A 25477-nucleotide genomic window follows, 5' to 3' on the forward strand; every position below is an offset into this window, starting at 1 on the left:
TCGTCTCGACGAACGGTGATGACACTTTCAGACGAAGCGCAGGTGATGTGCGCGCTTGGCGGTGTACATCGCCTCGTCGGCATGGCGCAGCAACTGCTTATCTTCAGTGCCATGTTCAGGGTACTGGGCGACGCCGATACTGGGCTGGATGTTCAGACTGTGGCCGTCCAGGCGCAGGGGCTGGTCCAGCACCTGACGGATTTTTCCGACCACGATGTCGGTGTCTTCCGGAGCCTGAATGCTGTGCAGTAACACCACGAACTCATCGCCGCCAATGCGCGCCACCGTGTCGGTGTCCCGCACGCAGCCCCTGAGCCGGTTGGCCACCGCTTGCAGCAGCATGTCGCCGACCGCGTGGCCGTGGGTGTCGTTGACTTGTTTGAAGCGGTCGAGATCGACGTACAACAACGCCATTCGTCCGTTCGCCTCCCGGGCCACCTCCATTGACGCCTTGAGCCGGTCCCGCAGCAGCTCGCGATTGGGCAGTTGCGTCAGTTGGTCGTACTGAGCCATGTGTTGCAGACGGGCGTGCAATTGCTTGCGCTCGATGGCGGTAGCGACCTGAGCGCAGACATATTGCAGCAGCTCCTTGTCTTGCTCGGTATAGCGCTCCCCGCCGGGGATGCTCTTGACGATCAGCGCTCCGATGGTGCCCTTTTGCGAGTTCAGCGGTACGCCCAGCCAGCAAGGGGCGTCGTGCCCGGTCATCAGCGTCTCAAAACCCGGCGCAATCTGGTCCGGCGTCAGCAGTATCGGCTGCCCCGAGCGGATGACTTCGACGCACAAACGCCCGGTAATCGTCCCCGGCTGCCCGGGTTGCGGCTCGTGGTCATCGACGTGATAAGGGAAATTCAGTTGTGCGCAGTGCTCGTCATACAGCGCCACGGAGAAATTCAGCGCCGGCAGCCATTCGCCAATGATCATGTGGATGCGTTTGAACAACGCCAGCAAATCTTCTGCCGCATGGGCAGCTTCAGAGATGGCGTACAGCGCCGCTTGCCGGGATTCGGCCTGTTTGCGCTCAGTGATGTCACGCGCCACGGCGATACGCAGTTGGTCGACCTCGGACCAACGCGCCGACCACAGAATGTGCACGACCTGGCCATCCTTGCGCACGTAGCGGTTTTCGAAGTTGAGCTTGGGCTCGCCGCCCATGATCTCCCGTGCAGCGTCGAGGGTGCGCTGACGGTCGGCCGGGTGCACCAGATCAATCATCGGCAGGCCGATCATCTCATCGGGGCTGTAACCGAAAATACGCTCGCAGGCTGCACTGACAAAGACGAAGCGGCCCTGCTTATCCACCGCGCAAACGGCGTCCAGCAAGAGATCGATGTAGCTCGCCAGCGGCGCAGAATTTCTGGTTGCCATGGTACAGAGAGCGCTTCCGGACAATGCAGCAATCAAATCCATCCCTGACCGATCAAGCGCCCCTGCGCTGCCGGTGTGACTGATGCATCCCTGCGATCAACGTCAAGCCTTGTTCGCAACCAACCCCGGCAAGGCATGCGCCAGCGCGTTGATGGCGAAACCGATGAACATTACCCCGCACAGCCGGGTGATCGCCAGTTCATGGCGTTGGTACAGGGTGCGTACCCGCCGTGCCCCGACAATCCCGATGAGGATAGCGTAGGCGATAAGTCCGCCGACGAAGCTGAGGACGATCAACCACGGCAACATCGACCAGGTCAGCAACTCCGCGCGGCTCGACAACAATGCGGTAAACGTGGCCACTGCCACCGGATATGCCTTCGGGTTGGTCAGGCCAAACAGAATGCCATGCCAGAACGGCTGCCGCGCCGGCCCCTGCGGAGCTTCGGTGCCACTGCGACGGGCCCGCACGGCACGCCAGCCTAACCAGAACAGATAGAGCCCACTGAGGACGCCGAGTACATCAAACGCGGTACTGCCGATTTCCCGCGCGCCGACGATCGCCACCAGCGCGGTGCTGCACCAGACCACATCGCCCAGCAAATGCCCGCACAAAAAACCTGCACCGGCCCGCCGTCCATGCGCCGCGCCAATGCCGAAGACGGCCAGCACGCCGGGGCCCGGCGTAATGCCGTAGATAAAACCCGAGGCGAGCACAGCCATGAGTAGCGAGGGGGTCATTGGGGCTCCTTTTTATGCGCAGTGTTGAATGTTCGGCAGTCTATCTCAGGTCTGTAGCACTCGACTGAAACATCTCGATAGACGAACGGGCTGGCCGCGCCCTACTGATCGCGGTGTAGTATGTTGTATTACAAATCACTACATCGAGACCATCATGTCAGTTATGTCACTGCGCATACCGGACGAAATCGCCAATACCCTCGCCAGTCTTTCCAAAGCTACGGGCCGCAGCAAATCTTTTCTCGCCGTGAATGCCTTGCGCGAATACCTGGCACGTGAAGCGTGGCAAATCGAGGAAATTCAGAAAGCCTTGAAAGAAGCCGAGGATGGGGACTTCGCGACGCAGGAGGAAGTGAACGCAATCACAGAAAAGTGGACTGTCAATGCAGGTTGAGTGGTTGCGTACGGCGTTAAAGAATCTTGATGACGAAGCCACGTACATCGCCATCGAGAATCCAAAAGCTGCAGCCGAGTTCGTCCAGGCAATTCTCGCCAGTGTTGATCACCTCGCCCGATTTCCAGCGACAGGCCGCGAGGGACGCCTACCCGGTACGCGGGAATGGGTCATGCCTGATCGTCCCTATTTGATTCCCTATCGGGTTCGCCAGGATCGGCTTCAAGTACTGCGAGTTTTTCATACGCGTCGACTTCCACCCTCCAGTTGGTAACGGTCATTTAGAAAAAGCCTTTAGCGTTTGATCACCTCCCCAATCCGCTGATTCAACCAATTCAATGCCTGATCCCCGCCTCGCCGCTTGTGCCACACCAACACAAAGGTGAACGACGGAATCTGAAACGGTGGCGGCACCACGACCAGCGTCTGCTCATCGATGTCGCGCAAGGCCCGTGAAGCGACGGTGAGGATCAGGTCGGTGCCGCTGACGAACTCCGGGGCGACGCGCCAGTGCGGCAGGCTGACAGCAACGCGGCGGCGCTCGCCCAGGCTGGTCAGGGCGCGCTCGATTTCCGGCGTGCCGCTGCCGCGCATTTCCAGCAAGACATGGGGACGACTCAGGTAGGTGGGCAGGTCGAGCACGCCCTCGGCGGGCAGGCTGTTGCGGTCCACCAGGCAGGCGTAGTGCTCTTCGAACAGCGGCAGGCTGCGCAATTCGTTGGGTAACTCTGGAAAGACAGCGGCGGCGATATCGATATCACCGTTGACCACCCCTTCGAGCATGCCTTCGCGGCTGGCGTGGCTGATTTGCAGGTCGATGCCCGGCGCTTCTCGACGCAAGGTACGGATCAATCCCGGCAGGACGATGGCAGCGCCGTAGTCGGACATGGCCAGGCGAAAAGTGCGCTTGGCGGTGGCAGGATCGAAGGCATTGGGTGCCAACAAGGATTGCACCTGGGCCAACGTTTCGGACAGCGGCACCACCAATTCCAGTGCTCGCGGAGTGGGCACAAGACCCGCCCCCGCACGGACCAACAGCGGATCCCCCAGTAAATCGCGCAAGCGGGCCAAGGCATGGCTGACCGCCGGTTGGCTCAAATGCAGGCGCTCAGCGGCACGGGTGACGTGTTGCTCGCTGAGCAAGGCATCGAGGATCACCAGCAAGTTGAGATCGATGCGGCGCAGATCATTCATCTGATGCATGTTCTGAATAGCAAAATGGAATTTAAATCTGCGTGACGAATACCCTACAGTCCAGCGAAACTTGTTGGAGTAAGAACATGAGTACGTTGCATTGGGCTGGCCTGTTACTGCTTGCCGCGTTTGCCGGGGCGGTGGTGCCTTTCCAGAGCGCGATCAACGTCAATCTTGGGCGCGGCCTGGGTCATCCGTTGTGGGCAACGCTTGCCTCATTGATGGTGAGCATTCTGGTGCTGCTGCCGATCATCCTGGCATTGCGCTTGCCGTTGCCTTCACTCACGTTTATCAGCAAGGCGCCGCTGTGGATGTGGGCAGGTGGCGCGTTCGGGGTGTGCTTCATTTCGTTGGCGTTGGTGCTGCTGCCCAAGCTTGGGGCTTCGGGCTTTATGGCCCTGGCGCTCGCGGGGCAAGTGGTGGCGTCGATGTTGCTCGACCACTTTGGGTGGTTTGGGTTGGTGGAGCGGCACCTGACATTGCCCAAGGTGTTGGGGGCGCTGTTGTTGATTGCGGGGGTGGTGTTGATTCAGTTTGGCGATGCGGCGGGGAAAGCGCTGACCGTGACGTCTTGAAGATCAAAAGATCGCAGGCTGCGCCAGCGCCTAAAGGAATGCGTGGTCTTTGTAGGCGCTGGCGCAGCCTGCGATCTTTTAAAACTTGTCGAGGGTACGCAACTTCTGCGGCAGCCCCCACATCAGTAGCGCCACGGCGATCAGCGCACACACCCCAATCACATACAGCGCTGGCGTGGTGCTACCGGTCAGGTCTTTGATCCGCCCGACCATGACCGGGCTGACGATGCCGCCGAATTGGCCCAGGGTGTTGATCACCGCGATCCCGCCCGCCGCACCTGCGCCGGCACCGGCCAGCAGTTTTGGCGGCAAGGTCCAGAAGCTCGGGATGGACGCGATGATTCCGGCACCGAGCAAGCCCAGGGCGACGATCAGGAAGGTCGTGTGATTGGCAAAGATCCCGGCGCTGAAGAAACCGACCGCGCCCACCGCCACCAGACCTGCGACGAACTTGCGCCGTTCACCCGTCGCATCGGACAACCGCCCGATGACCACCATGCTGATCGCGCCGCAGATGTACGGAATAGCCGTCAGCAGACCGATCATCACCGGGCTCTCGGTACCGGCGCTGCGGATCAATTGCGGTGCCCAGAAATTCAGGCCGTAGGACGCCACCTGGATCAGAAAGTAGATCAGCCCCAGTGTCAGGAAGCCCGGAATCCGCAGCGCCGCGAGCAGCGAGCCGCCGCTCTTGTGCGGTTCGTGGTGAGCGATACGACTGGCCAGCATCGTCTTCTCCGACGGCGTCAGCCAATGGGCGTCTTCGATGCGATCCTTGAGCAGCGTCAGCACGAGCAAACCGAGGCCGATACACGGCACACCACCGAGCAGGAACAGCCAGTGCCAGCCGCGCATTTGCAATACGCCGTCGAGGTGCTGCAACACCAAACCGGAAAACGGCGCGCCCACCAGACCGGCAAACGCAGAGGACAGGAACAGCATCGACGTGATGCGACCGCGGTAGTGCTGCGGAAACCAGAGCGTCAGGTAATACAGCACGCCCGGCGCAAAACCCGCCTCCATCGCGCCGATCACGAAGCGCAGCGCGTAGAACTGCCATTCGCTGTTGACGAACACCATCAGTGCCGTGGCCAGGCCCCAAGACATCATGATCCGGGCGATCCAGCGGCGGGCGCCGACCTTGTACAACATCATGTTGCTCGGCACTTCGAAAATCACGTAGCCAACGACGAACAACCCGGCGCCGAGGCCGTAAGCGGTATCGCTCAGGCTCAGGTCGGTTTGCAATTGAAACTTGGCGAAGCTGATGTTGATGCGGTCGAAAAACGCGAACAGGTAGCAAACCATGATCAATGGCATCAGGCGCCAGGCGACTTTACTGACCAGGGCTTTTTCTTCGTCGTGGCTAACGGACGGGCTCGCGCTCGCCTCCAGTGCATTCAGGCTCATAGTGGTTCTCCAGGCGGACTTCCCATGGGTGTCCGATTGTTTTTGTTGTCTGGTTGAGGTGCGTTTTCTGTAGGAGCCGGCTTGCTGGCGAAGCGGTGTACCCGTCGACATTAATGTTGAACGGGATGACCTCATCGCTGGCAAGCCAGCGCCTACAAGGGGTTGATGTCAGGTAGGGATCGGATGCAGATCGCAGTTGCGTCCGGCCTTGGCCAATTGACCGGGCACCTCGTGGCCCAGCAGCGCTGGCAACCCTCGGGACAGCTCGAGCAACAACGGCAAATCGATACCGGTTTGAATGCCGATTTCATCGCACAGGTTGACCAGGTCTTCCGTGCAGATATTGCCCGAGGCGCCCGGTGCGAACGGACAACCGCCAAGTCCGCCAAGTGCCGCATCAAAGCGCCGAGCACCGGCCTCGTAGGCGGCGAGAACGTTGCACAAGCCAAGGCCCCGGGTATTGTGAAAATGCAGGGTCAGATCCGCAGGCGAAACCCGCTGCAACACCCGGCGCACGAGGCGATCGACCTGACGCGGATTGGCCATGCCGGTGGTGTCGGCCAGGGTGATGCCCTGAATGCCGAGCTCCTGATAGGCATCGACGATTTGCAGCACGCGGTCCTCGTCGATCTTGCCTTCGAACGGGCAACCGAAGGTGGTGGCGATGCTGCCGTTGAGTCGCACCGGACTGTCGCCAACGAACTGCACAATCTCGCCGAACGCGGCCAACGAGTCTTCACAACCCATGCGCATGTTTGCCCGGTTGTGCGTCTGGCTGGCGGACATCACCAGGTTCAACTCATCGGCACTGCAGGCCAGCGCCCGTTGTGCACCTTTGAGGTTGGGGATCAGCGCGACATAGATCACTCCCGGTTTGCGGGCAATGCCCTTGAACACCGACTCACCATCGCGCAATGCAGGAATCGCCTTGGGCGAGACAAATGAACCCCCTTCGATACGACTGAAACCGGCTTGCGACAGTTGATCGATCAAGGCGATCTTATCGACGGTTTCGACCCAGGTCGGCTCGATCTGCAAGCCGTCGCGCGGGGACACTTCCTGAACGATCAGGCGCTCGGAATAATCGGTGATCATTGCACCACTCCTTGTGTTTTCAGGCGTTCGATGTCGGCCAGTGTCAGGCCCAATTGTGCGAGGACACTGTCGGTATGCTGGCCCAGACCGGGGCCGGACCAATTCACGCCACCGGGGGTTTCGGAAAGCTTCGGCACGATGCCCGGCATCTTCACCGTGGCACCTCCGGGCAGCTCGGCGTTAAGCAGCATATCCCGCGCTTGATAGTGCGGATCGGCGACGATATCGGCCACGGAATAGATGCGCCCGGCGGGCACTTCGGCGGCTTCCAGCGCGGCCAGGACGTCGTCAATGGGCAGGCTGCTGGTCCAGTGGGTGATGGCCGCATCGAGCAAACCGCTCTTGGCTGCACGCCCGTCGTTATGGGCGAATTCTGCCGCCTCGGCCAGATCGGGGCGGCCGATGGTTTGCATCAGGCGCTTGTAGATCGGGTCGCTGTTACCGGCGATGACTACGTAGGCGCCATTGGCGGTGAGGTAAGTATTGGACGGTGCGATACCCGGTAAAGCACCGCCGCTGCGTTCACGCACATGGCCAAGCATGTCGTACTCGGGCACCAGGCTTTCCATGACGTTGAACACGCTTTCGGCCAGCGACACATCAACGATCTGCCCGCCGCCCTGCCCGGTCTTGACCCGCAGCAGCGACATCAGCGCGCCAATCACCGCGTGCAGCGACGCCAGGGAATCGCCAAGGCTGACACCCACTCGCGCCGGTGGCGAACCGGGGGTGCCGGTGGTGTAGCGAATCCCGCCCATGGCCTCGCCAATCGCGCCGAAACCCGGACGGTCGCGGTAGGGACCGGTCTGGCCATAACCGGAGATCCGCACCAGGGTCAGATTGGGGTTGAGGGCATGCAGCACGTCCCAGCCGAGGCCGAGTTTTTCCAGTGCGCCGGGGCGCAGGTTTTCGATCAGCACATCGGCGCTGGTCGCCAGTTGCTTGACCAGTTCGATGCCTTCGGGGGATTTGAGGTTCAGCGCCAACGATTTCTTGTTGCGCGATTGCAGGTACCACCACAACGAAGTGCCTTCGTGCAGCTTGCGCCATTTGCGCAGGGGATCGCCCTGGCCCATGGCTTCGATCTTGATCACTTCGGCGCCGAACTCGGCGAGCATGCGGGCAGCGAATGGCGCGGCGATCAGCGTGCCGATCTCGATCACTTTGATTGCGCTCAACGGGGCAGTCATCGCGGGGTACCTCTAGTTGTTCTTGGAATTGATGCCAAGGCTAGAAGAACGGGCCCTGAGGAATCCAACCTTCAGTTGGCAACGGGCGTTCGCGAAATGCGAACGCTCCCGGAGATATTCGTGACCTTCCAGGCCGCCATCGCCAGCAGGCTGGCTCGCACACTGGATCGGCGCCGCACTGAAGATCCCTGTAGGAGCTGGCTTGCCAGCGAAGAGGACCGCCCATTCAGCCGAGTACTATCAGACTGCCCCCCTCAAATGCTCAAACAACATCCGGCTCACCGGCGACAGCAGCGCTTGATCGCGAACCACCAGAATCAACGCCCGATCCGACCATTCATCCGTCAACGGCACCGCATGCAATCCCAACGCCCGACCAAACAATTCATACGCCTTGTGCGGCAAAATGCCGATGCCCATGTTGGCCTGGACCATCCTGCACATCGCATCGAAACCCGGCACATGAATGCGCAGGCGCAACACCTTGCCCGCCTGACGTGCCGCCGCGTGGGTGCGCATATCGATAGAACTGGCCGCATGCAGACCGACGTAATCGCTGTCCAGGGTGTCGGCGAACGCCAGGCTCGAACGGCTCGCCAGCGGATGATCCGATGGCATCAACACCACCAGTTTGTCCTGGCGATACAACACGCTGTGCAAACCCTTGACGTCACTGTCGATGGAACAGATCCCGAGATCCGCCACGCCATCGAGCACCCCCTGGATCACCCCGGCGCTGGGCCTTTCCTCAAGGTCGGTCTTGACTTGCGGATGACGCTCGGAAAAGTCCCGCAGGTCTTCGGGCAGAAACTGAATGATCGCCGACAGATTGGCGAGCATCCGCACGTAACCGCGCACGCCGTGGCTGTGCTCGCCCAGCTCCAGGCCCATCTTCTCGACGTTGAACAGCATCTGCCGCGCATGGTGCAGCAGCGTTTCACCGGCCGGCGTCAACGTCATGCCCTTGGCCTGACGCACAAACAGGCTGATGCCCAGCGCCTCTTCAAGCTCCATCAGACGCTTGCTCGCCGCCGACACCGCAATGGCTTCACGGGTCGCCGCGCGGGTCAGCGTGCCCTCTTCATGGACGGCGACGAACAGTTGCAGAGTGATCAGGTCGAGACGGCGGATCAGGCTTTTTTGCAGCATCTGGGACTCGGCGAAGTTGGCTCGAACGAAGTCGCAGCATAACGTTCTTCGTTCAAGCTGTGCCCGGTTAGAACGCGCAGATGCGCAGGTCGCTCAGGGCAAACGCCCGGTCGTGATAAAGTCGCCGCTCATCAGCCCCCTTTTGCCGTGAGACTTTGATCGCAATGACCGATTTCCAGGATGTCGATGCCCAACTTGAAGACTGGAACGCCTTGCGCAGCACCGTTTCGTTCAGTGGCTTGCTGGTGGGTAACGGCGCCAGCCGGGTGGTGTGGGACGACTTTGGCTATGATTCGCTGTTCGAAAACGCCCGCACCGTTGAAGAAAAACCCCTGAGCCCTTCGGAACTGAGCGTGTTCGACGCGATGCAGACGCGCAGCTTCGAGCAGGTGCTTAGCGCGCTGAAAATCACCAGTCGGGTCAACAAAGCCCTGGCGATCAGCTCCGCCGCACCACGCAATCGTTATTACGCGATCAAGGAAGCACTGATCAATACGGTGCATGCGGTGCACATCCCATGGCGCTTGGTAGTGCCTTCGACACTGGCAACCATCAATCAGGAACTGGCGAGCTACCGCACGGTGTTCACCACCAATTACGACCTGCTCAACTACTGGGCGCTGCAGCATCAGCCCGGCGCGATTACTGATCTGTTTCAGGGCGCCGAACCCGGTTTTGACCTCAGCGCCACAGCCACCGATAAAACCCGCTTGCTGTACCTGCACGGTGGTCTGCACCTGGTGCGCAATCAGGACGGCACGGCGCGCAAGCTGATGTCGACCGAGGGCACGTTGCTGGGCAGTTTCGCCATCAACAACACGATCAAGACCCTCGACGACGTGCCGTTGTTCGTCAACGAAGGCCCAAGTGCAGACAAGCTAAAGACCATCCGCAGTTCGGATTACCTGTCGTTCTGCTACGAGCAGCTACTCGGCCATGGCCAGGCGCTGTGCATTTTCGGTCACGCGCTGGGCGAGCAGGACAGCCACATCATCCACGCCTTGCGGCTGGCGAAACCGCAGGTGATGGCGATCTCGATTTATCCGCGCAGCAAGGCGTTCATCCAGCATCAGAAGCGGCATTACGCGAAGGTGTTTGAGGGGACGGGGATTGAGTTGCGGTTTTTTGATTCGAAGAGTCATGCGCTGGGCAACCCGAAGCTCGCGGTGCCTGTCGAGGTTTAGCGGGTTGTGGCTAACGCCTTCGCGAGCAGGTTCGCCCCCACAGTGGAATGCATTCCTGCGTGGGGCGAGTCGGGTTTGACAGCGGCTTTTAAAGCACCGGCAAGGTCTTGTCCTTGATCACCGTGGTCGGCCCGTTGGCCTTCACGCTGGCGATGCCTTTGTCCATGGCCGCGGGTGATGAATAGGCCTCGCTACTGCCGATAATTTCGTGGTTACCGGCCTTGAGATTGAAGTAGGGATGGCCATCCTTGGTGGTTTTTTTCTCGTAGCGTTCATCCAGCGGGCTGTTGGCCTGGACCGATGCAATGCCTTTGTCGGCCGCGGCGCGGGTGGTGTACAGCTCGCTGGACAGAATGGTTTCGGCGTTCGCTGCCTTCAGCACAAACCTGAACTGACCGCTGCTGCTTTTGCTGACTTCGTACCATCCGGACATGCTGTTTCTCCTTGGCGATTGAGAGGTTGCGCGCTCCAGAGTAAAGACCAGCCCGGCAAATCTGTCGCGATGGGGCCGGCAAGTACGCCATAAACCTAACCCGTAGATCGTTTCACCACCGACAACTCCGGCGCCTGATTCCGCCGCTGACTCAAATACCGCGTACAACTCACCCGTAAGAAGGAGGCGAAATTGACCACCTCGCCACGATAGTCCATCACCTCTTCATACAGTTTGGTGATCAACTGATTGGTGGTCATGCCGTCGACCTCGGCAATTTCGCTGAGGATGTCCCAGAACTGATTCTCCAGGCGCAGGGTGGTGACCACCCCGCAGATGCGCAGCGAGCGGGAGCGCGATTCGTAGAGAATCGGATCGGCTTTGACGTACAACTCGCACATGGGCAAGTCCCTCGTTACAGCGTGATTTTGGTCCCCAGCAACCCGAGGAAACCAGCGAGCCAATTCGGGTGCGCAGGCCAGGCCGGTGCCGTGGCCAGATTGCCTTGAACGTGGCCATCCGTCACCGGGATGTCGATGAATGTACCGCCCGCCAGGCGAACTTCCGGGGCGCAGGCCGGGTAAGCGCTGCACTCGCGGCCTTCAAGAATACCCGCCGCCGCCAACAACTGCGCACCGTGGCACACGGCTGCAATCGGCTTACCCGCCTTATCGAAATCCCGCACCAGTTCCAGGACTTTTTCATTCAGACGCAGGTACTCCGGCGCACGACCACCGGGTATCAGCAGTGCGTCATAGTCAGCAGACTTGACCTTGGAAAAGTCGAAGTTGAGGGCAAACAGGTGACCGGGTTTTTCGCTGTAGGTCTGGTCGCCTTCGAAGTCATGGATCGCTGTGCGTACGGTCTGACCGGCGGCCTTGTCCGGGCAAACGGCATGCACCGTGTGACCGACCATGAGCAGCGCCTGGAATGGCACCATCACTTCGTAGTCTTCGACGTAATCGCCGACCAACATCAGAATTTTTTTCGCTGCCATGGGGAGGACTCCTCTGGAAAATACGTAGGAGTATTCAAGGTAGTCCTTATCCGGCGGGTCGGGTAACAACCGGCTACTACGAACGATGCGGATCGATCTTGTCTTGTGTGGCGAGGGAGCTTGCTCCCGTTCGACTGCGAAGCAGTCGTCAATTTCCCGCAATCATAGGGGCCGCTGCGCTGCCCAGCGGGAGCAAGCTCCCTCGCCACAAGGACCTGGAACTGTACGGATAATTCTGTCCCCAGCTGTAAGCGCCAAACACCAAGGGTTTATGGCTAGATGATGACACCTCCTGTCACCTTGAATTCTGGTTGCCATCATGTCCTCCCGCGAAAACACCGGCATGGCCCTCGGTCTGCTCGGCGTTGTGATTTTCAGCCTTACCCTGCCCTTCACGCGGATCGTCGTGCAGGAACTTCATCCGCTGCTCAATGGCTTGGGTCGGGCGCTGTTCGCGGCGGTTCCGGCGGCGTTGCTGTTGCTGTGGCGACGGGAAAAGTGGCCAACCTGGAAACAGGTCAAAGGCCTGAGCCTGGTGATTGCGGGTGTGATCCTCGGTTTCCCGGTGCTGTCGGCGTGGGCCATGCAAACCTTGCCGGCGTCCCACGGCGCGCTGGTCAACGGTTTGCAGCCGCTGTGCGTGGCGCTGTATGCCGCGTGGCTGTCCCACGAGCGACCGTCGAAAGCCTTCTGGGCCTGCGCCGCGCTAGGCAGTGCGCTGGTGCTCGGTTATGCATTGATCAGCGGCGCGGGCAGCATTCAGGCAGGGGACCTGCTGATGCTCGGGGCGATTGCGGTTGGCGGCCTGGGGTATGCCGAAGGCGGTCGGCTGGCCAAGGAGATGGGCGGTTGGCAGGTGATCTGCTGGGCGCTGGTGTTGTCGACGCCCTTGCTGATCGGGCCGGTGATGTATCTGGCGCTGCAACACCAGGGAGACATTTCAGCCCGGACCTGGTGGGCCTTCGGTTACGTTTCACTGTTCTCGCAGTTCCTGGGGTTCTTCGCCTGGTACGCCGGGCTCGCCATGGGCGGCATTGCCCGGGTGAGTCAGATCCAGTTGTTACAGATCTTCTTCACCATCGCCTTTTCGGCGCTGTTCTTCGGTGAACACGTTGAGCCGATCACCTGGGTGTTTGCGGCCGGTGTGATCGTGACGGTGGTGCTGGGGCGCAAGACCGCAGTGCACCCGGCGCGAGCTGCCACAGCTTAACCCTGTAGGAGCCTGGCTTGCCGGCGAAGGCGTCCTCGAGATCGCTATCGCCGGCAAGCCGGGCTCCTACAGGATCAGAGGTAACCGTCAGCACGCAGCAGGGTTTCCAGGCAATGTTCGCTGATGTGGTAGAACGCCTTCAGCTCCTGGATTTTCGCCAACAGTTGCGCCGGATTCACCGGCTCGGCACGTTTGACCGCCAGAATCATCTTGTTCTTGTTGGTGTGGTCGAGCGAGATGAACTCGAACACCTTGGTCTCGTAGCCGCAGGCCTCCAGGAACAAGGCGCGCAAGCTGTCGGTGACCATTTCCGCCTGCTGCCCCAGGTGCAATCCATATTGCAGCATCGGCTTGAGCAACGCCGGGCTCTGGATTTGCAGGCGGATCTGTTTGTGGCAGCACGGCGAGCACATGATGATCGAGGCACCGGAACGAATGCCGGTGTGAATCGCATAATCGGTGGCGATGTCGCAGGCATGCAGGGCGATCATCACATCCAGCTCACTCGGCGCCACGCTGCGCACATCACCACATTTGAACACCAGCCCCGGATGCTCAAGCTTTGCCGCCGCGGTGTTGCACAGGGTGACCATGTCTTCACGCAGCTCGACGCCGGTCACTTCGCCTTCGGCCTTCAAGGTATTGCGCAGGTAATCGTGGATGGCGAAGGTCAGGTAGCCCTTGCCCGACCCGAAGTCCGCCACGCGCACCGGTTTGTCCAGCGCCAACGGCGACGAAGTCAGCGCATGGCTGAAGACTTCGATGAACTTGTTGATCTGCTTCCATTTGCGAGACATCGCCGGGATCAGTTCATGCTTGCTGTTTGTCACACCAAGGTCAGCGAGAAACGGCCGGTTCAGATCAAGAAAGCGGTTTTTTTCGCGGTTATGCTCGGCAGACGGCGCTTCACGCAATTGCTGGGGTTTGCTCTTGAACAGCGAAGACTTGCCCTTTTTGCTGTATTCGAGCTGAGCCTCGTCAGTCAACGCCAACAAATGCGCATTTTTGAACGACGCCGGCAGCAGCTCGGCAATCGTCGCCACGCCTTCGGCCAAGGGCAGGTTCTTGGTGATATCGCGGGTCTTGTAGCGGTAAACGAAGGACAGGCAGGGCTGCGCCTTGACTGTCACGGGTTTGATGATGACCCGCTGCAGGTCTGCCTCAGTGCCTGCGTACTTGGCCAGCACCAGTTTGATGAAGGCGTTTTGATCGAGGCTGGTTTGCAGCAGCTCGAGGAACTGGGCGTGATGATCCGGCGCGAGGCTGGCAGGAGTGGCGGTGACGGACATGGAAAACGGCCTCGGGCGATGCAAATCGGAGAATGCCGGTATTTTAAGGGGGTCGAGGACTTTGGGCACGGGGTTATTTTGTTGCAGGTCCCAGTCATGCGATCCAGGACCTTGATGCGGCGGCTGATGCCTCAGGGTTCCACGAGGCGAAGCTTACGGTTGCTGGGCGAATTGATGATGTGTTTGAAGATCAACCCCACGGGCACCGCCCAGGTCAGGCCATTGACCGGATCAGTCACCACGGCGACCGTTTCGGAACTTGCATCGATATCCAGTCGCCGACGATCGTTGCAGGATTTGAGTAAGCCGTAGGCACGGCTGACCAACCTTTCCGCCAGGTGCATTGGCACCTCCATGTTCTGCAAATGTTTCACCGCACGACAGAACAGCACTTGATCGTCGCCCCCCCCTTCACTTTCATGCCGCACCAGAAACGCCTGGGCAATCGCCAAAAGCTCTTCATTCAGATCTGCATTTTCATCAAGGATGCTCATGCTCACGTCTCCTGCGGTACTTCGGTCGTTGCAGGGCTCACAACAGGCTTCGCGGCATGACGCAGGTCGGGCCCGGCGCAAGGCAGGCGCACGGCGGGGTTGGGCATGCCACTGGGTGAAAGCTCGTGGGTCATTTCAAACTCGGCCCGTACCGACCAGCCACAGGCCTCCGACGTGCATTGCAGGTACGCCACCCGCAGAAAAATATGCCGGCCCTCACTGGTGCGAATGCGCATCCTGTTCAAGCAGTGCGGGCATACCATTTTGTAAGTGCTCATGCTGGGTTCCCGACGGTCATTGGGTGGCAATCAACCTGATCAAACGCAATACTGCTTGAGACGTTGATTGCGGCGCTCAGGTCTTGTGAACAATGTCTGCCAGACATAAGGAAGTGCATCTGGCAGACGCGTAGTGGGTTCGAGCCATGCTCGTAGGAAATCACCCTGATACCATTAGGAAGTTTCGACATCGTATTCTTCTGACTCATAGTCGATGATTGATTACTCACAAGAAAAAAAGTACTCATTACGCATAAATTAGGCACTCAAAAAGCATATGTCAAAAGGAAGAGGCTCAAATTGCGTAGCAAAAAATCACAAGCTGTCCTGGCTCGCCTGAAGCAGATTACCGGCACAAAAACCGATGCTTCTCTGTCTTCAGCGCTACAGATCAGCCCGCAAACCCTTAGCAGCTGGAAAGGCCGCGACAGCACACCGTACTCATTATGCGTAGATATCGCGCAAGCTCGTGGCATCTCACTCGACTGGTTGCTGCTGGGTGAAGGGCCGATCCTGAGACAAACCGTTACTGATTCCTCGGTAGCGAATCAGGAAAGTACAACCCGGGAAAACACCATTCTCGCGTTATGGCGGTTGCTTGATGAAAATGATCGTTGCGCCATACAAAACACGCTGGAAGAAAAACAACGGCTGCGGGAAATGGAGCTCAAACTTTCCGAGATGTCCATCACCCTGGCGGCACTTGAACTCTCGAACAAAACTTGAAGCCCAATACGTCATTGCTTTAAGGCGTGCCACAAAACCATGAGGTTACCGCTGCTGCGAACAATCACTACGCATGCCAGGACGCTCACCCCAGCATGCCAAGGGCTAACCGGTAGAAATGCCAGCAACACGTCAATACCGGCAAGGCAGAACATTCCTCCACACAGGCTGATCAATACACTTTCACGCCAGCAGTGGTGATGTTCATCGCGTTGATAACAGGCCAGCCTGAAGGCACTGATCAAGTGAGCCACACCCGTTACCCAAACCAGAGCAACCATTTCCTGGCCCATCATCCTCGCCCCCTGAAGTGCCGAATGATTTCACCGATACCCGCGCCATCAATCCACTGCATGAGCTTGATACTGATGGGAATGACGATCAACGCGCAGATAAACGCCGTCACGCCCGCAGTCAGAAAGGGTGCCAGCGGTTGGGCGACAGGCGAAAACAGGTAGCCCACACCCGCAGACAACAACCAGGAACCGATACGCTGCCAGGCCTTGAAGTTAGCGCGCGTGGTGGTCACCAGCCACGCGCCGAGCGATGCACCGAACAATACTTCGCCATCGATCACCGGCAATGTTGCGATCCCCATCCCCACCATCAGCGCGCTGATACTGTTGTAGGTCGAATCAGTCAGGCTCATGAGCACCTCGCACAACGCCCGAATCAACGTTGATCGCTCCCGACTCGATCGCCTTGAAGATGGCGCAACTGCGAGAGTTGACGTCGAACTTTCGGCGAATATTGGCGAAGTGAAAATTGACGGTCGACTCCGCGCAATTTTCGATCCTGGAAATTTCCCAGGAAGTTTTGCCCTTGTAACACCACATCAGGATTTGTGTTTCTTTCGCCGTCAGCTTCACCGACGTCGCACTTTTCTCTGCGCGAGGAACTGTCCGCACAAGAGAGTCAATTGATTGTTGGGTTGGCATAAGAATCCCTCTACGCTGGAGTGCCCTTCGCTGGGCATCCGCTGGTAGAGAGAAATATTGACGAGAAGGCTGAGTCGGGACAATTGACGGGACTTGTAGCGGCGAGCGCTACACAACGCCGTGATCAGACTTAGCCGAGCACCACTAAACGGTTCGGCAATTCATTGCGCGCATGGGTCACCGGCACATGCACTTTGAGCAGCTTGCCACAGGCTTCGATGCAGCTGACAAACCCTTGCAGGGTCTGCCCTGCCTTCACCTGCTGGGTAAACGTGGCGACGATCGCATCCCAATGCTTGTTGTCCAGACGACTGGAGATGCCCTCATCCACCAGAATTTCCACGTAGCGCTCGGCCTCTGAGACAAAAATCAGCATGCCCGTGCTGCCTTGCGTGTGGTGCAGGTTTTGCTCCAGAAACTGCCGACGGGCCAGGTTTGAGGCGCGCCAATGACGCACCGACCTCGGGACCAGGTGCGTGGTGACTTTCGGCAAGCGAAACACCAGGCACAACACGATGAAGGTGATCCACTGCACCAGCAGCAGGCTGTGCATGGTCAGCCAACCCGTGAGGTAATGCACGATACCCGGCGCCAGCAACGCCAGCAGGCTGGCCCACAGCAGCGGAATGTAGGCGTAATCATCGGCGCGGGCCGCGAGCACCGTCACCAGTTCCGCATCGGTATCGCGTTCGACCCGGGCAATCGCCTCGGCGACTTTGCGTTGTTCGTGTTCAGTCAGTAATGCCATGTCGTGAAATGCCTGCTCATTATTATTGTCACCAGCCGCCGGACGAACCGCCCCCGCCGAAACTGCCCCCACCGCCGCTGAACCCCCCGCCTCCACCGCCGCCGCCAAAACCACCACCAAAGCCGCCACCGGAACCTCCGGAGCCGCCACGGCCGGCCGGAAGAATACCGAGCATTTGGCCGACAAAAAAAATCAGGATGAACAACAGCAGCACAAACACGAAAACCCCCGGATGGCGCGAGACGAAATCGTCCCCCGGATCGCCTCGGGATTCATAGGCGGTCGACGGTTCGTCCAAGGGATTGCCCCCAAGCACCACCAGCATTGCCGCGACGCCATCGCTGATGCCTTTGTTGAAGTTCCCGGTCTTGAATGCCGGCGTGATGACCTGATTGATGATCACCGAACTCTGGGCGTCGGTGAGGCGATCCTCCAGGCCATAACCGACTTCGATACGCAGTTTTCGCTCGTCCCGGGCGACAATCAGCAAGGCACCGTTGTTCTTGTCCTTCTGCCCGATACCCCAGTGACGCCCCAACTGATAACCGAAATCGGCAATGTCGGTGCCCTGCAAATCCGGCAGGGTGACCACCACCAGCTGCTCGCCAGTGGCGGTTTCATGGGCCTGAAGTTGCTGGGTCAGTTGCTGGCGCACCGACGGCTCGATCATTTGGGCGTTGTCCACCACTCGCCCGGTCAGCGCCGGGAAAACCAGCTCGGCACGAGCCGTGACGGCCACCCCCCACAACAACAGCATCAGACCCACTTTCAATACGCGCATTGGCAACCTCATCCATACATACACCGCCCTCTACGGGATTGAGTCAGAATTTGACCTCAGGGGGCTTTTCCGCGCCCGGCGTGGCTTCGAAGGTTTCGCGAACCGGCAGGTCGCTGTACATCACCGTATGCCACAGGCGACCGGGGAAGGTACGGATCTCGGTGTTGTACTTCTGCACCGCAAGAATGAAGTCGCGCCGGGCTACGCTGATCCGGTTTTCGGTACCCTCTAGCTGCGATTGCAGGGCAAGGAAATTCTGGTTGGCCTTCAGGTCCGGATAACGCTCGGACACCACCATCAGTCGGCTCAAGGCACCACTGAGCTGATCCTGGGCTTGCTGGTACTGTTTGAGCTTTTCCGGGTTGTCCAGGGTCGATGCATCCACCTGGATCGACGTGGCCTTGGCCCGCGCTTCGATGACGGCGGTCAGGGTTTCCTTCTCGTGGGCCGCGTAGCCCTTGACGGTTTCCACCAGGTTGGGAATCAGGTCGGCGCGGCGCTGATACTGGTTTTGCACCTGCCCCCACGCGGCCTTGGCCTGCTCGTCGAGGGTCGGGATGTTGTTGATGCCGCAAGCGCTCAGTAACGACGTCAGCATCAGCAACATGGCGACTTGCAAGCGTGAACGATGGGTTGGACTGACATTCATCAGGATGATGCTCCCTTGTACATTTCATGAAAAAACCGACCGTGAAACCTTCTCGGCCGGCTGTTGGGGCATAATCGCCCGCGCCTCTGGATTGCCACGGGCCGATGGGCTAAAAAGAGGCCCCGCGTGAAAGCGCGTGCGGACTTCGGCTGGCGCTTTTTAAGTCAGCACCCGAACAACAATAGTCGTTCCCTAAATTTTGGCTGGCCGGCGTGTACATCGCCGTTTGGGCCCTTGAGAAAACTATTCATGAAGAAGCTGTGTTTGCTGGGCCTGTTCGTCGGCCTGGCCAGTCATAACGTATTGGCCGCCACGACGCCCGCCCCCCTGGAGAACAAGGACGCCTTCGTCAGCAACCTGATGAAGCAAATGACCCTCGATGAGAAAATCGGCCAACTGCGCCTGATCAGCATCGGCCCGGAAATGCCCCGCGAAATGATCCGCAAGGAAATCGCGGCCGGCAACATCGGCGGCACGTTCAACTCGATCACCCGCCCGGAAAACCGTCCGATGCAGGATGCTGCCATGCGCAGCCGCCTGAAGATCCCGATGTTCTTCGCCTACGACGTGATCCACGGTCACCGCACCATTTTCCCGATCCCGCTGGCCCTGGCCTCGAGCTGGGACATGGACGCCATCGGCCTGTCCGGGCGCATCGCCGCCAAGGAAGCCGCGGCTGACAGCCTCGACCTCACCTTCGCGCCGATGGTCGATATTTCCCGCGATCCGCGCTGGGGCCGCACGTCCGAAGGCTTTGGCGAGGACACCTATCTGGTGTCGCGCATTGCCGGCGTGATGGTCAAGGCGTTCCAGGGTGCGGGCGCCAACACGGCCGACAGCATCATGGCCAGCGTCAAGCACTTCGCCCTGTACGGCGCGGTCGAGGGTGGCCGCGACTACAACGTGGTCGACATGAGCCCGGTCAAGATGTACCAGGATTACCTGCCGCCGTACCGCGCCGCGATTGACGCCGGTGCTGGCGGGGTGATGGTTGCGCTGAACTCGATCAACGGCGTGCCTGCCACCGCCAATACCTGGCTGATGAACGACCTGTTGCGCAAGGAATGGGGCTTCAAGGGCCTGGCGGTCAGCGACCACGGGGCGATTTTCGAGCTGATCAAGCACGGCGTCGCTCGTGACGGCCGTGAAGCCGCGAAGCTGGCGATCAAGGCCGGTATCCACATGAGCATGAACGACACCCTGTACGGCAAAGAACTGCCGGGGCTGTTGAAGGCCGGCGAGATCCAGCAAAGCGACATCGACAACGCCGTTCGCGCAGTGCTGGATGCCAAGTACGACATGGGCCTGTTCAAGGACCCGTACCTGCGTATCGGCAAGGCTGAGGATGATCCGGTCGACACCTACGCCGACAGCCGCCTGCACCGCGCCGAGGCCCGCGATGTGGCGCGCCGCAGCCTGGTGTTGCTGAAAAACCAGAACGAAACCCTGCCACTGAAGAAAACCGCGAAAATCGCCTTGGTCGGTCCGCTGGCCAAGGCCCCGATCGACATGATGGGCAGCTGGGCCGCTGCCGGTCGCCCTGCGCAATCGGTGACCCTGTTCGATGGCATGAGCAGCGCGCTGGGCGATAAATCGACGCTGATCTACGCTCGCGGTGCCAACATCACCAGCGACCCGAAAATCCTCGGTTACCTGAACTTCCTCAACTTCGACGCCCCGGAAGTGGTGGATGACCCACGCCCGGCGAACGTGCTGATCGACGAAGCGGTGAAAGCAGCCAAGGAAGCTGACGTGGTCGTCGCTGCCGTGGGCGAGTCCCGTGGCATGTCCCACGAATCGTCGAGCCGCACCGACCTGAACATCCCGGAAAACCAGCGCGAGCTGATCCGAGCCCTGAAAGCCACCGGCAAACCGCTGGTGCTGGTGTTGATGAACGGCCGTCCGCTGTCGATTCTCGAAGAGAAGGAACAGGCTGACGCGATCCTCGAAACCTGGTTCAGCGGCACCGAGGGTGGCAACGCCATCGCCGACGTGCTGTTCGGCGACTACAACCCGTCGGGCAAACTGCCGATCAGCATCCCGCGCTCGGTTGGGCAGATTCCGACCTACTACAACCACCTGACCATCGGCCGGCCGTTCACCCCGGGCAAACCGGGCAACTACACCTCGCAGTACTTCGATGACACCACCGGCCCCTTGTACCCGTTCGGTTACGGCCTGAGCTACACCGAGTTCAACCTGAGCGACATGGCGCTGTCATCGACCACGCTGAACAAGACCGGCAAGCTCGACGCCAGCGTAAAAGTGAAGAACACCGGCAAGCGTGACGGTGAAACCGTGGTCCAGCTGTACATCCAGGACGAGACCGGTTCGATGATTCGTCCGATCAAGGAACTGAAGAACTTCCAGAAAGTGATGATCAAGGCCGGCGAACAGAAAGTCGTGCACTTCACCATCACCGAGGACGACCTGAAGTTCTACAACACCCAGCTCAAGTACGCAGCGGAACCGGGCAAGTTCAACGTGCAGATCGGCCTGAACTCCGAGGACGTGACGCAGCAGAGTTTTGAGTTGTTGTAACCCTCAAAAGCAAAAGATCGCAGCCTTCGGCAGCTCCTACAGGGAACAACTCATACCCCTGTAGGAGCTGCCGAAGGCTGCGATCTTTTGATCTCGCTTTACCTTTATCCCCGCCGATCCAACAGATTCACCACCACCCGATCCACCCATCCCCAGACCCTCTGCTTGACCCGCTTCCACAGCGGTCGACGCTGCCAGGCCTCCAGGCTGACTTCCTGGCTCAGGGCAAAGTCTCTTTCGAAACTTGCCGTTACTGCACGAGTCAGCCCAGGGTCCAGCGCTTCGAGGTTGGCTTCGAGGTTGAAACGCAGATTCCAGTGATCAAAGTTGCACGACCCGATGCTCACCCAGTCGTCGACCAGCACCATTTTCAAGTGCAGGAAGCACGGCTGATATTCAAAGATCTGCACCCCGGCCTTGAGCAGTCGCGGGTAGTAGCGATGCCCGGCGTAACGCACGGACGGGTGATCGGTGCGCGGCCCGGTCAGCAGCAGGCGCACATCGACGCCTCGAGCAGCAGCCCGGCGCAGTGAGCGACGGACTTTCCAGGTCGGCAGAAAATACGGCGTGGCCAGCCAGATCCGGCGCTGGCCGCTGTTCAACGCGCGAATCAGCGATTGCAGAATATCGCGGTGCTGGCGGGCGTCGGCGTAAGCCACACGGCCCATGCCCTCACCCAAGGACGGTAACCGTGGCAAGCGCGGCAAGCCAAAATGCGAGGCCGGTCGCCAGGCACGTCGATGGCGGTTGGCAATCCACTGACGATCGAACAGCAGTTGCCAGTCGAGCACCAGCGGCCCGGTGATTTCCACCATCACTTCGTGCCACTCGCTAACGTCTTCACCTGGCGTCCAGAATTCATCGGTGGCGCCGGTGCCGCCCACGACGGCCAGACTCTGATCGACCAACAACAGCTTGCGGTGATCGCGATAGAAATTACCGACCCAACGCCGCCAGTTCAGGCGATTGTAGAACCGCAACTCGACCCCGGCGGACGTCAGGCGCTGGCGTAAAGCCAGAGTGAAGGCAAGGCTGCCGTAGTCATCGAACAGGCATCGCACCCGCACGCCGCGCTCGGCAGCCTGGACCAACGCCTGAACCATCGCTTCGGCGCAAGCGCCCGCCTCGACCAGGTACAACTCCAGCTCGACCTGTTCTTCGGCACGAGCAATCGCCACCAACATGCGCGGAAAAAACTGCGGGCCATCGATCAGTAGCTCGAAATGGTTGCCTTCACGCCAGGGAAAGATCGCACCGGCCATGTCAGCGCGCCGTGAAAATCAGCACCGCACCCACCGGTACCGACAGGCTGATTGCCGATAAACCGGCCAGTTTGCGCAAGGTTTCCAGACCCGGTGCCAAATCAAAATCTTCGGCGTTGATGACCACCGGCTCAAGCGTCACCACTTGAAAACGCCGGTCATCGAGTCGGGTCGCCAACAACTGCGCGTTGTACGTGTGCTGCTTGCCGTGCAGATCGACGGTCAACGGCAGGCGCAACTCCAGCTGCGCGCCGGGGGCGAGATCGTTGATCGGACGCAAATCGATCTGCGTGGTGATCAGTGCTTCGGGAAACCTGTCGATCTCGAACAGCTCTTTGCGCATGCGCTCATCGCGCAGCGGAATGCCGCTGTTGATCGAGTCCAGTTCGACTTCCACCCGCGCCAGCCCTTTGGGATCGACCTGACCGTGCAACACCAGAAAGCGCTGCACTTCAGAAACATTGGCGTTTTTGGTGCTGACAAACGACAGCCGAGAGGACTCGCCGTCGAGGTACCAGTCGGCGCGGGCCGACAGCGTAGCGCCGGTCAACAGCAGGAAAGCGAGGGTTTTCAGGGTGAAACGCTTGAACATAAAAACTCGTGAGGGCAGATAAACCTGTGCTGAACCTTAACTGGCCCTCAGCGCATTGCAAGCCGTCTACGACACCAAACCCGCTTTTGTGGTGAGGGAGCTTGCTCCCTCACCACAAAAGCCCCCACCTGGACTTTCCGCTTCATTGTTGCAAGCGACAGCCCTGGCGTTCGCCGATCCATACAGCACTGTTGCTTCGACCCATGCCGCTGACTGTTATTTGCTTGCTGGCAACATCATCGACAAAACCGCTGGTCGGCAGCCACTGTTTCACGTATCCGCGGCAGTACTCGGCATCGTTGTTCATCACATAACGGCACGAGCAATACTCCTTGGCGGTGTAGGCGCTGATGATGCCGGGGAACGCCCACAGCGCAACACGTTCGTGCCAGATCCAACCGAGCAAGGCCAGCAACAGGATCAGCAACAGTGAACTGATCGATCGGCGTCGAAAAAAACCGCTCATGGCTGCACCTCGGCGACGAAGGTTTTTAGCGCGAGCTTGAGCAATTCGTTATGTCGATAGCTACCGTCGCGGTCATCGCCGTAGCGCACGATCACCAGGTTTTCACTGGGGATCACGTACATCGCCTGACCCCAATGGCCCAGCGCGGCGAAGGTGTCGGCCGGGGCATCAGGCCAGGGTTGGGCGGCCCCGTCGACTGCGCGATTGAGCCACCAGTGTCCGCCGGGCACGGCGGCGTCCTGATTCGCCCGATAGTGGGCGAAGGGCTCGCGATTGAACGCGACCCAGTCTTTGGGCAGCAGTTGCCTATCACCCCAACGTCCATCACGGGCCATCAACAGGCCGACTCGCGCCAGATCCCGCGCAGTGAGATAGGCATAAGAGGACGCGATGAACGTGCCGGTGGCATCGGTTTCCCACACGGCACGGCGAATGCCCAGCGGTTCGAATAATGCAGCCCACGGATAGTCCGCATAGCGATTCGGCCCGACCATGGTTTTCAACGCGGCGGACAGCAGATTCGTGTCACCGCTGGAATAGCGAAATGCCTGGCCCGGTGCTGCGTAGCTGTCGTGATCGACAGTGAATGCGCCCATGTCTGCGCGGCCTCGGGTATAGAGCATGGCCACCACCGAGGATTTCAACGGTGCGTATTCGTAGTCTTCCTGCCAGTCGATGCCTGAGGCCCAGTGCAGCAGGTCGGCCAAGGTCATGGTCGGGTATTTCTTCAGCGGGGGATAAAATTTTTGTACAGGATCCTGGAGCTTGCACAGCCCTTCGCCATAGGCCACACCCAGGACGGTTGCCATCAAGCTTTTACTGATTGACCAGGTCAGGTGTGGAGTCTCGGCGGTGGTCGACCCGGCGTAGCGCTCGTAGATCAATTGGCCGTCGCGGATCACCAACAAGGCATCGGTGCGGATGCCTTGGCGGGTGCTGTCGTTGCGGGGCGCGAAGGCGTATTGCTCCAGTGCCTGAAGTGCGGGTCCGGTCATGACCGGGCCGGACGGCCATTGCTCCGCGGGCCATTGTTCGGCGCGGGTGCCGAAGCTGAGCAACAGCAGGAAAATCAGGGGCAAGCCTTTCAACATGGCGGGGGCTCATGGGAAATAACCGGGTTAGCCTAGCCCAATTAAATGACACTCACGCGAGCCTTGCAGGAGCTGCAATTGTCAAAGGCCTGCCAGTGCCTTCACCAACCGTTTCCCCCGTGCCCCCGCGGCCAAATCCATCACCGCCTGATCCCTCTGCCACATTGCCGACCACGCTGGCGGCCCCTCGGCCAATGCTTCTTTGATTTCCGTCTTTAGCGCTTCAAACTGCGCAAACAATCCGCCCAACAACACATGCCCGGCCGGACTGGTAGGAGGCTGTCGACTGACTTCCGCGCAGCCGGCGAGCAACGCCAGCAGGCGCAGTTGCAAGCCCTGAGACCAATCGCTGTCCTGTCCGACGCCATACAACCACGCCGTCATGGCGCTCAACACATAAACGTCTTCCAGCGTGCGGAATGGTTTGACGTAGGCATCCCAGCCATCCCCCGCCAGCAATTCACACAAGGCGTTATCCAGAAACAAGCGGCCATGGCTGATGTCGGGCATCAACGGGATCGCTGGCAACTGCTCCACCCGCACACCGGGTTCTTCGCGATAGATCACCGCCAGGCTCAAACGCGGATCTTCGCCGGGCTCTTCACTGCGTGCCGCCACCAGCAACCAGTCGGCGGCGTCGCCAGCGGTGACGAAATCCTTGCGCCCGTTCAGGCGCAAACCG

31 protein-coding genes are annotated in these 25477 nt (G+C 59.7%); 7 read left to right on the forward strand and 24 right to left on the reverse strand.

The features are described from left to right. Window positions 1-27 precede the first annotated feature (27 nt). The gene (locus QYH43_RS20365) at window positions 28-1368 is read right to left on the reverse strand and encodes a sensor domain-containing diguanylate cyclase (protein WP_301157959.1); all 1341 of its coding nucleotides are present in this window, start codon (window positions 1366-1368) and stop codon (window positions 28-30) included. A 102-nt stretch (window positions 1369-1470) separates the two neighbouring features. Beyond that, the gene (locus tag QYH43_RS20370) at window positions 1471-2109 is read right to left on the reverse strand and encodes a LysE family translocator (protein WP_095060205.1); all 639 of its coding nucleotides are present in this window, start codon (window positions 2107-2109) and stop codon (window positions 1471-1473) included. A gap of 154 nt (window positions 2110-2263) precedes the next feature. On the opposite strand from QYH43_RS20370, the gene QYH43_RS20375 reads away from it, so the two are divergent. Next, window positions 2264-2503 carry a CopG family ribbon-helix-helix protein gene (locus QYH43_RS20375; protein WP_095060203.1) on the forward strand — a complete coding sequence of 80 codons (240 nt, stop codon included), beginning with the start codon at window positions 2264-2266 and terminating at the stop codon, window positions 2501-2503. Next, complete coding sequence (locus QYH43_RS20380) at window positions 2493-2777, forward strand: type II toxin-antitoxin system RelE/ParE family toxin (protein ID WP_095060200.1); 285 nt, start codon at window positions 2493-2495, stop codon at window positions 2775-2777. The genes QYH43_RS20375 and QYH43_RS20380 overlap by 11 nt, the downstream gene beginning before the upstream one ends. A gap of 20 nt (window positions 2778-2797) precedes the next feature. Here QYH43_RS20380 and QYH43_RS20385 read toward each other — a convergent pair whose 3' ends face one another. Beyond that, window positions 2798-3706, reverse strand: coding sequence for a LysR family transcriptional regulator (locus QYH43_RS20385; protein WP_301157960.1), 909 nt, complete (start codon window positions 3704-3706; stop codon window positions 2798-2800). Window positions 3707-3783: 77 nt separating this feature from the next. Between QYH43_RS20385 and QYH43_RS20390 the strand changes: the two genes are divergently transcribed. Continuing rightward, the gene (locus QYH43_RS20390) at window positions 3784-4272 is read left to right on the forward strand and encodes a DMT family transporter (RefSeq protein ID WP_095060196.1); all 489 of its coding nucleotides are present in this window, start codon (window positions 3784-3786) and stop codon (window positions 4270-4272) included. Between the two features lie 78 nt (window positions 4273-4350). Here QYH43_RS20390 and QYH43_RS20395 read toward each other — a convergent pair whose 3' ends face one another. From QYH43_RS20395 to QYH43_RS20410, 4 genes are all read right to left on the reverse strand, one after another. After that, window positions 4351-5682, reverse strand: coding sequence for an MFS transporter (locus QYH43_RS20395; RefSeq protein ID WP_301157961.1), 1332 nt, complete (start codon window positions 5680-5682; stop codon window positions 4351-4353). A gap of 168 nt (window positions 5683-5850) precedes the next feature. After that, window positions 5851-6777 carry a hydroxymethylglutaryl-CoA lyase gene (locus tag QYH43_RS20400; protein WP_301157962.1) on the reverse strand — a complete coding sequence of 309 codons (927 nt, stop codon included), beginning with the start codon at window positions 6775-6777 and terminating at the stop codon, window positions 5851-5853. Then, entirely contained in the window at window positions 6774-7967 is a 1194-nt protein-coding gene (locus tag QYH43_RS20405) for a CaiB/BaiF CoA-transferase family protein (protein ID WP_095060190.1), read from the reverse strand. Before QYH43_RS20405 ends, QYH43_RS20400 begins: the two co-directional genes overlap by 4 nt. Before the next feature lie 240 nt (window positions 7968-8207). Then, on the reverse strand, window positions 8208-9116 hold the full coding sequence (locus tag QYH43_RS20410; protein ID WP_301157963.1) for a LysR family transcriptional regulator: 909 nt from the start codon (window positions 9114-9116) through the stop codon (window positions 8208-8210). 164 nt (window positions 9117-9280) lie between these two features. Here QYH43_RS20410 and QYH43_RS20415 point away from each other — a divergent pair, with 164 nt between their 5' ends. Further along, window positions 9281-10300 carry a DUF4917 family protein gene (locus QYH43_RS20415; RefSeq protein WP_301157964.1) on the forward strand — a complete coding sequence of 340 codons (1020 nt, stop codon included), beginning with the start codon at window positions 9281-9283 and terminating at the stop codon, window positions 10298-10300. An 88-nt stretch (window positions 10301-10388) separates the two neighbouring features. On the opposite strand, the gene QYH43_RS20420 is transcribed toward QYH43_RS20415, so the two are convergent. The 3 genes from QYH43_RS20420 to QYH43_RS20430 form a co-directional block, all read right to left on the reverse strand. Further along, window positions 10389-10733 (reverse strand): YegP family protein, encoded by a 345-nt coding sequence (locus QYH43_RS20420; protein WP_095060184.1) that lies wholly within the window; start codon window positions 10731-10733, stop codon window positions 10389-10391. A gap of 95 nt (window positions 10734-10828) precedes the next feature. Next, on the reverse strand, window positions 10829-11134 hold the full coding sequence (locus QYH43_RS20425; RefSeq protein WP_095060182.1) for a ribbon-helix-helix domain-containing protein: 306 nt from the start codon (window positions 11132-11134) through the stop codon (window positions 10829-10831). A 14-nt stretch (window positions 11135-11148) separates the two neighbouring features. Continuing rightward, window positions 11149-11730 carry a DJ-1/PfpI family protein gene (locus QYH43_RS20430; protein ID WP_095060180.1) on the reverse strand — a complete coding sequence of 194 codons (582 nt, stop codon included), beginning with the start codon at window positions 11728-11730 and terminating at the stop codon, window positions 11149-11151. A 319-nt stretch (window positions 11731-12049) separates the two neighbouring features. Here QYH43_RS20430 and QYH43_RS20435 point away from each other — a divergent pair, with 319 nt between their 5' ends. Then, complete coding sequence (locus QYH43_RS20435; RefSeq protein ID WP_095060178.1) at window positions 12050-12940, forward strand: DMT family transporter; 891 nt, start codon at window positions 12050-12052, stop codon at window positions 12938-12940. A 74-nt stretch (window positions 12941-13014) separates the two neighbouring features. On the opposite strand, the gene QYH43_RS20440 is transcribed toward QYH43_RS20435, so the two are convergent. The 3 genes from QYH43_RS20440 to QYH43_RS20450 all read right to left on the reverse strand — a co-directional run bounded on the left by QYH43_RS20440 (window position 13015) and on the right by QYH43_RS20450 (window position 15001). After that, window positions 13015-14229: an SAM-dependent methyltransferase gene (locus QYH43_RS20440; RefSeq protein ID WP_301157965.1), complete on the reverse strand. Its 1215-nt coding sequence runs from the start codon at window positions 14227-14229 to the stop codon at window positions 13015-13017. Between the two features lie 131 nt (window positions 14230-14360). After that, window positions 14361-14723, reverse strand: coding sequence for a hypothetical protein (locus QYH43_RS20445; RefSeq protein ID WP_301157966.1), 363 nt, complete (start codon window positions 14721-14723; stop codon window positions 14361-14363). A gap of 2 nt (window positions 14724-14725) precedes the next feature. After that, complete coding sequence (locus QYH43_RS20450; protein WP_301157967.1) at window positions 14726-15001, reverse strand: ogr/Delta-like zinc finger family protein; 276 nt, start codon at window positions 14999-15001, stop codon at window positions 14726-14728. Window positions 15002-15301: 300 nt separating this feature from the next. Here QYH43_RS20450 and QYH43_RS20455 point away from each other — a divergent pair, with 300 nt between their 5' ends. Next, on the forward strand, window positions 15302-15727 hold the full coding sequence (locus QYH43_RS20455) for a helix-turn-helix domain-containing protein (RefSeq protein ID WP_177408847.1): 426 nt from the start codon (window positions 15302-15304) through the stop codon (window positions 15725-15727). Between the two features lie 11 nt (window positions 15728-15738). Here QYH43_RS20455 and QYH43_RS20460 read toward each other — a convergent pair whose 3' ends face one another. From QYH43_RS20460 to QYH43_RS20485, 6 genes are all read right to left on the reverse strand, one after another. Continuing rightward, window positions 15739-16023 carry a phage holin family protein gene (locus tag QYH43_RS20460; protein ID WP_367316906.1) on the reverse strand — a complete coding sequence of 95 codons (285 nt, stop codon included), beginning with the start codon at window positions 16021-16023 and terminating at the stop codon, window positions 15739-15741. Beyond that, window positions 16020-16376, reverse strand: a complete 357-nt coding sequence (locus QYH43_RS20465) for a putative holin (RefSeq protein ID WP_095060172.1) — start codon at window positions 16374-16376, stop codon at window positions 16020-16022. The genes QYH43_RS20460 and QYH43_RS20465 overlap by 4 nt, the downstream gene beginning before the upstream one ends. Then, window positions 16363-16665, reverse strand: coding sequence for a helix-turn-helix domain-containing protein (locus tag QYH43_RS20470; RefSeq protein ID WP_301157968.1), 303 nt, complete (start codon window positions 16663-16665; stop codon window positions 16363-16365). Before QYH43_RS20470 ends, QYH43_RS20465 begins: the two co-directional genes overlap by 14 nt. A gap of 130 nt (window positions 16666-16795) precedes the next feature. Continuing rightward, a complete protein-coding gene (locus QYH43_RS20475) occupies window positions 16796-17413 on the reverse strand; it encodes a TPM domain-containing protein (RefSeq protein WP_301157969.1) in 618 nt (205 codons plus the stop codon). A gap of 28 nt (window positions 17414-17441) precedes the next feature. Continuing rightward, the gene (locus QYH43_RS20480; protein ID WP_301157970.1) at window positions 17442-18194 is read right to left on the reverse strand and encodes a YgcG family protein; all 753 of its coding nucleotides are present in this window, start codon (window positions 18192-18194) and stop codon (window positions 17442-17444) included. Between the two features lie 43 nt (window positions 18195-18237). Next, entirely contained in the window at window positions 18238-18843 is a 606-nt protein-coding gene (locus QYH43_RS20485) for a LemA family protein (protein WP_095060164.1), read from the reverse strand. A 249-nt stretch (window positions 18844-19092) separates the two neighbouring features. Between QYH43_RS20485 and bglX the strand changes: the two genes are divergently transcribed. After that, window positions 19093-21384: a beta-glucosidase BglX gene (gene bglX, locus QYH43_RS20490; protein WP_301157971.1), complete on the forward strand. Its 2292-nt coding sequence runs from the start codon at window positions 19093-19095 to the stop codon at window positions 21382-21384. A 104-nt stretch (window positions 21385-21488) separates the two neighbouring features. Here bglX and QYH43_RS20495 read toward each other — a convergent pair whose 3' ends face one another. The 5 genes from QYH43_RS20495 to QYH43_RS20515 form a co-directional block, all read right to left on the reverse strand. Further along, window positions 21489-22646, reverse strand: coding sequence for a phosphatidylserine/phosphatidylglycerophosphate/cardiolipin synthase family protein (locus QYH43_RS20495; RefSeq protein WP_095058700.1), 1158 nt, complete (start codon window positions 22644-22646; stop codon window positions 21489-21491). A 1-nt stretch (window position 22647) separates the two neighbouring features. After that, window positions 22648-23238, reverse strand: a complete 591-nt coding sequence (locus QYH43_RS20500; RefSeq protein WP_301157972.1) for a YceI family protein — start codon at window positions 23236-23238, stop codon at window positions 22648-22650. A 142-nt stretch (window positions 23239-23380) separates the two neighbouring features. Beyond that, window positions 23381-23704 carry an amidase gene (locus QYH43_RS20505; RefSeq protein ID WP_301157973.1) on the reverse strand — a complete coding sequence of 108 codons (324 nt, stop codon included), beginning with the start codon at window positions 23702-23704 and terminating at the stop codon, window positions 23381-23383. Then, entirely contained in the window at window positions 23701-24795 is a 1095-nt protein-coding gene (locus QYH43_RS20510) for a serine hydrolase (RefSeq protein ID WP_301157974.1), read from the reverse strand. Before QYH43_RS20510 ends, QYH43_RS20505 begins: the two co-directional genes overlap by 4 nt. 81 nt (window positions 24796-24876) lie before the next feature. Next, window positions 24877-25477, reverse strand: a 601-nt coding sequence (locus QYH43_RS20515) for an acyl-CoA dehydrogenase family protein (RefSeq protein WP_301157975.1), incomplete at its 5' end; no start/stop codon positions are given.

Origin of the sequence: Pseudomonas sp. C32 (assembly GCF_030417915.1) — a bacterium.
Classification (GTDB): Bacteria; Pseudomonadota; Gammaproteobacteria; order Pseudomonadales; family Pseudomonadaceae; genus Aquipseudomonas.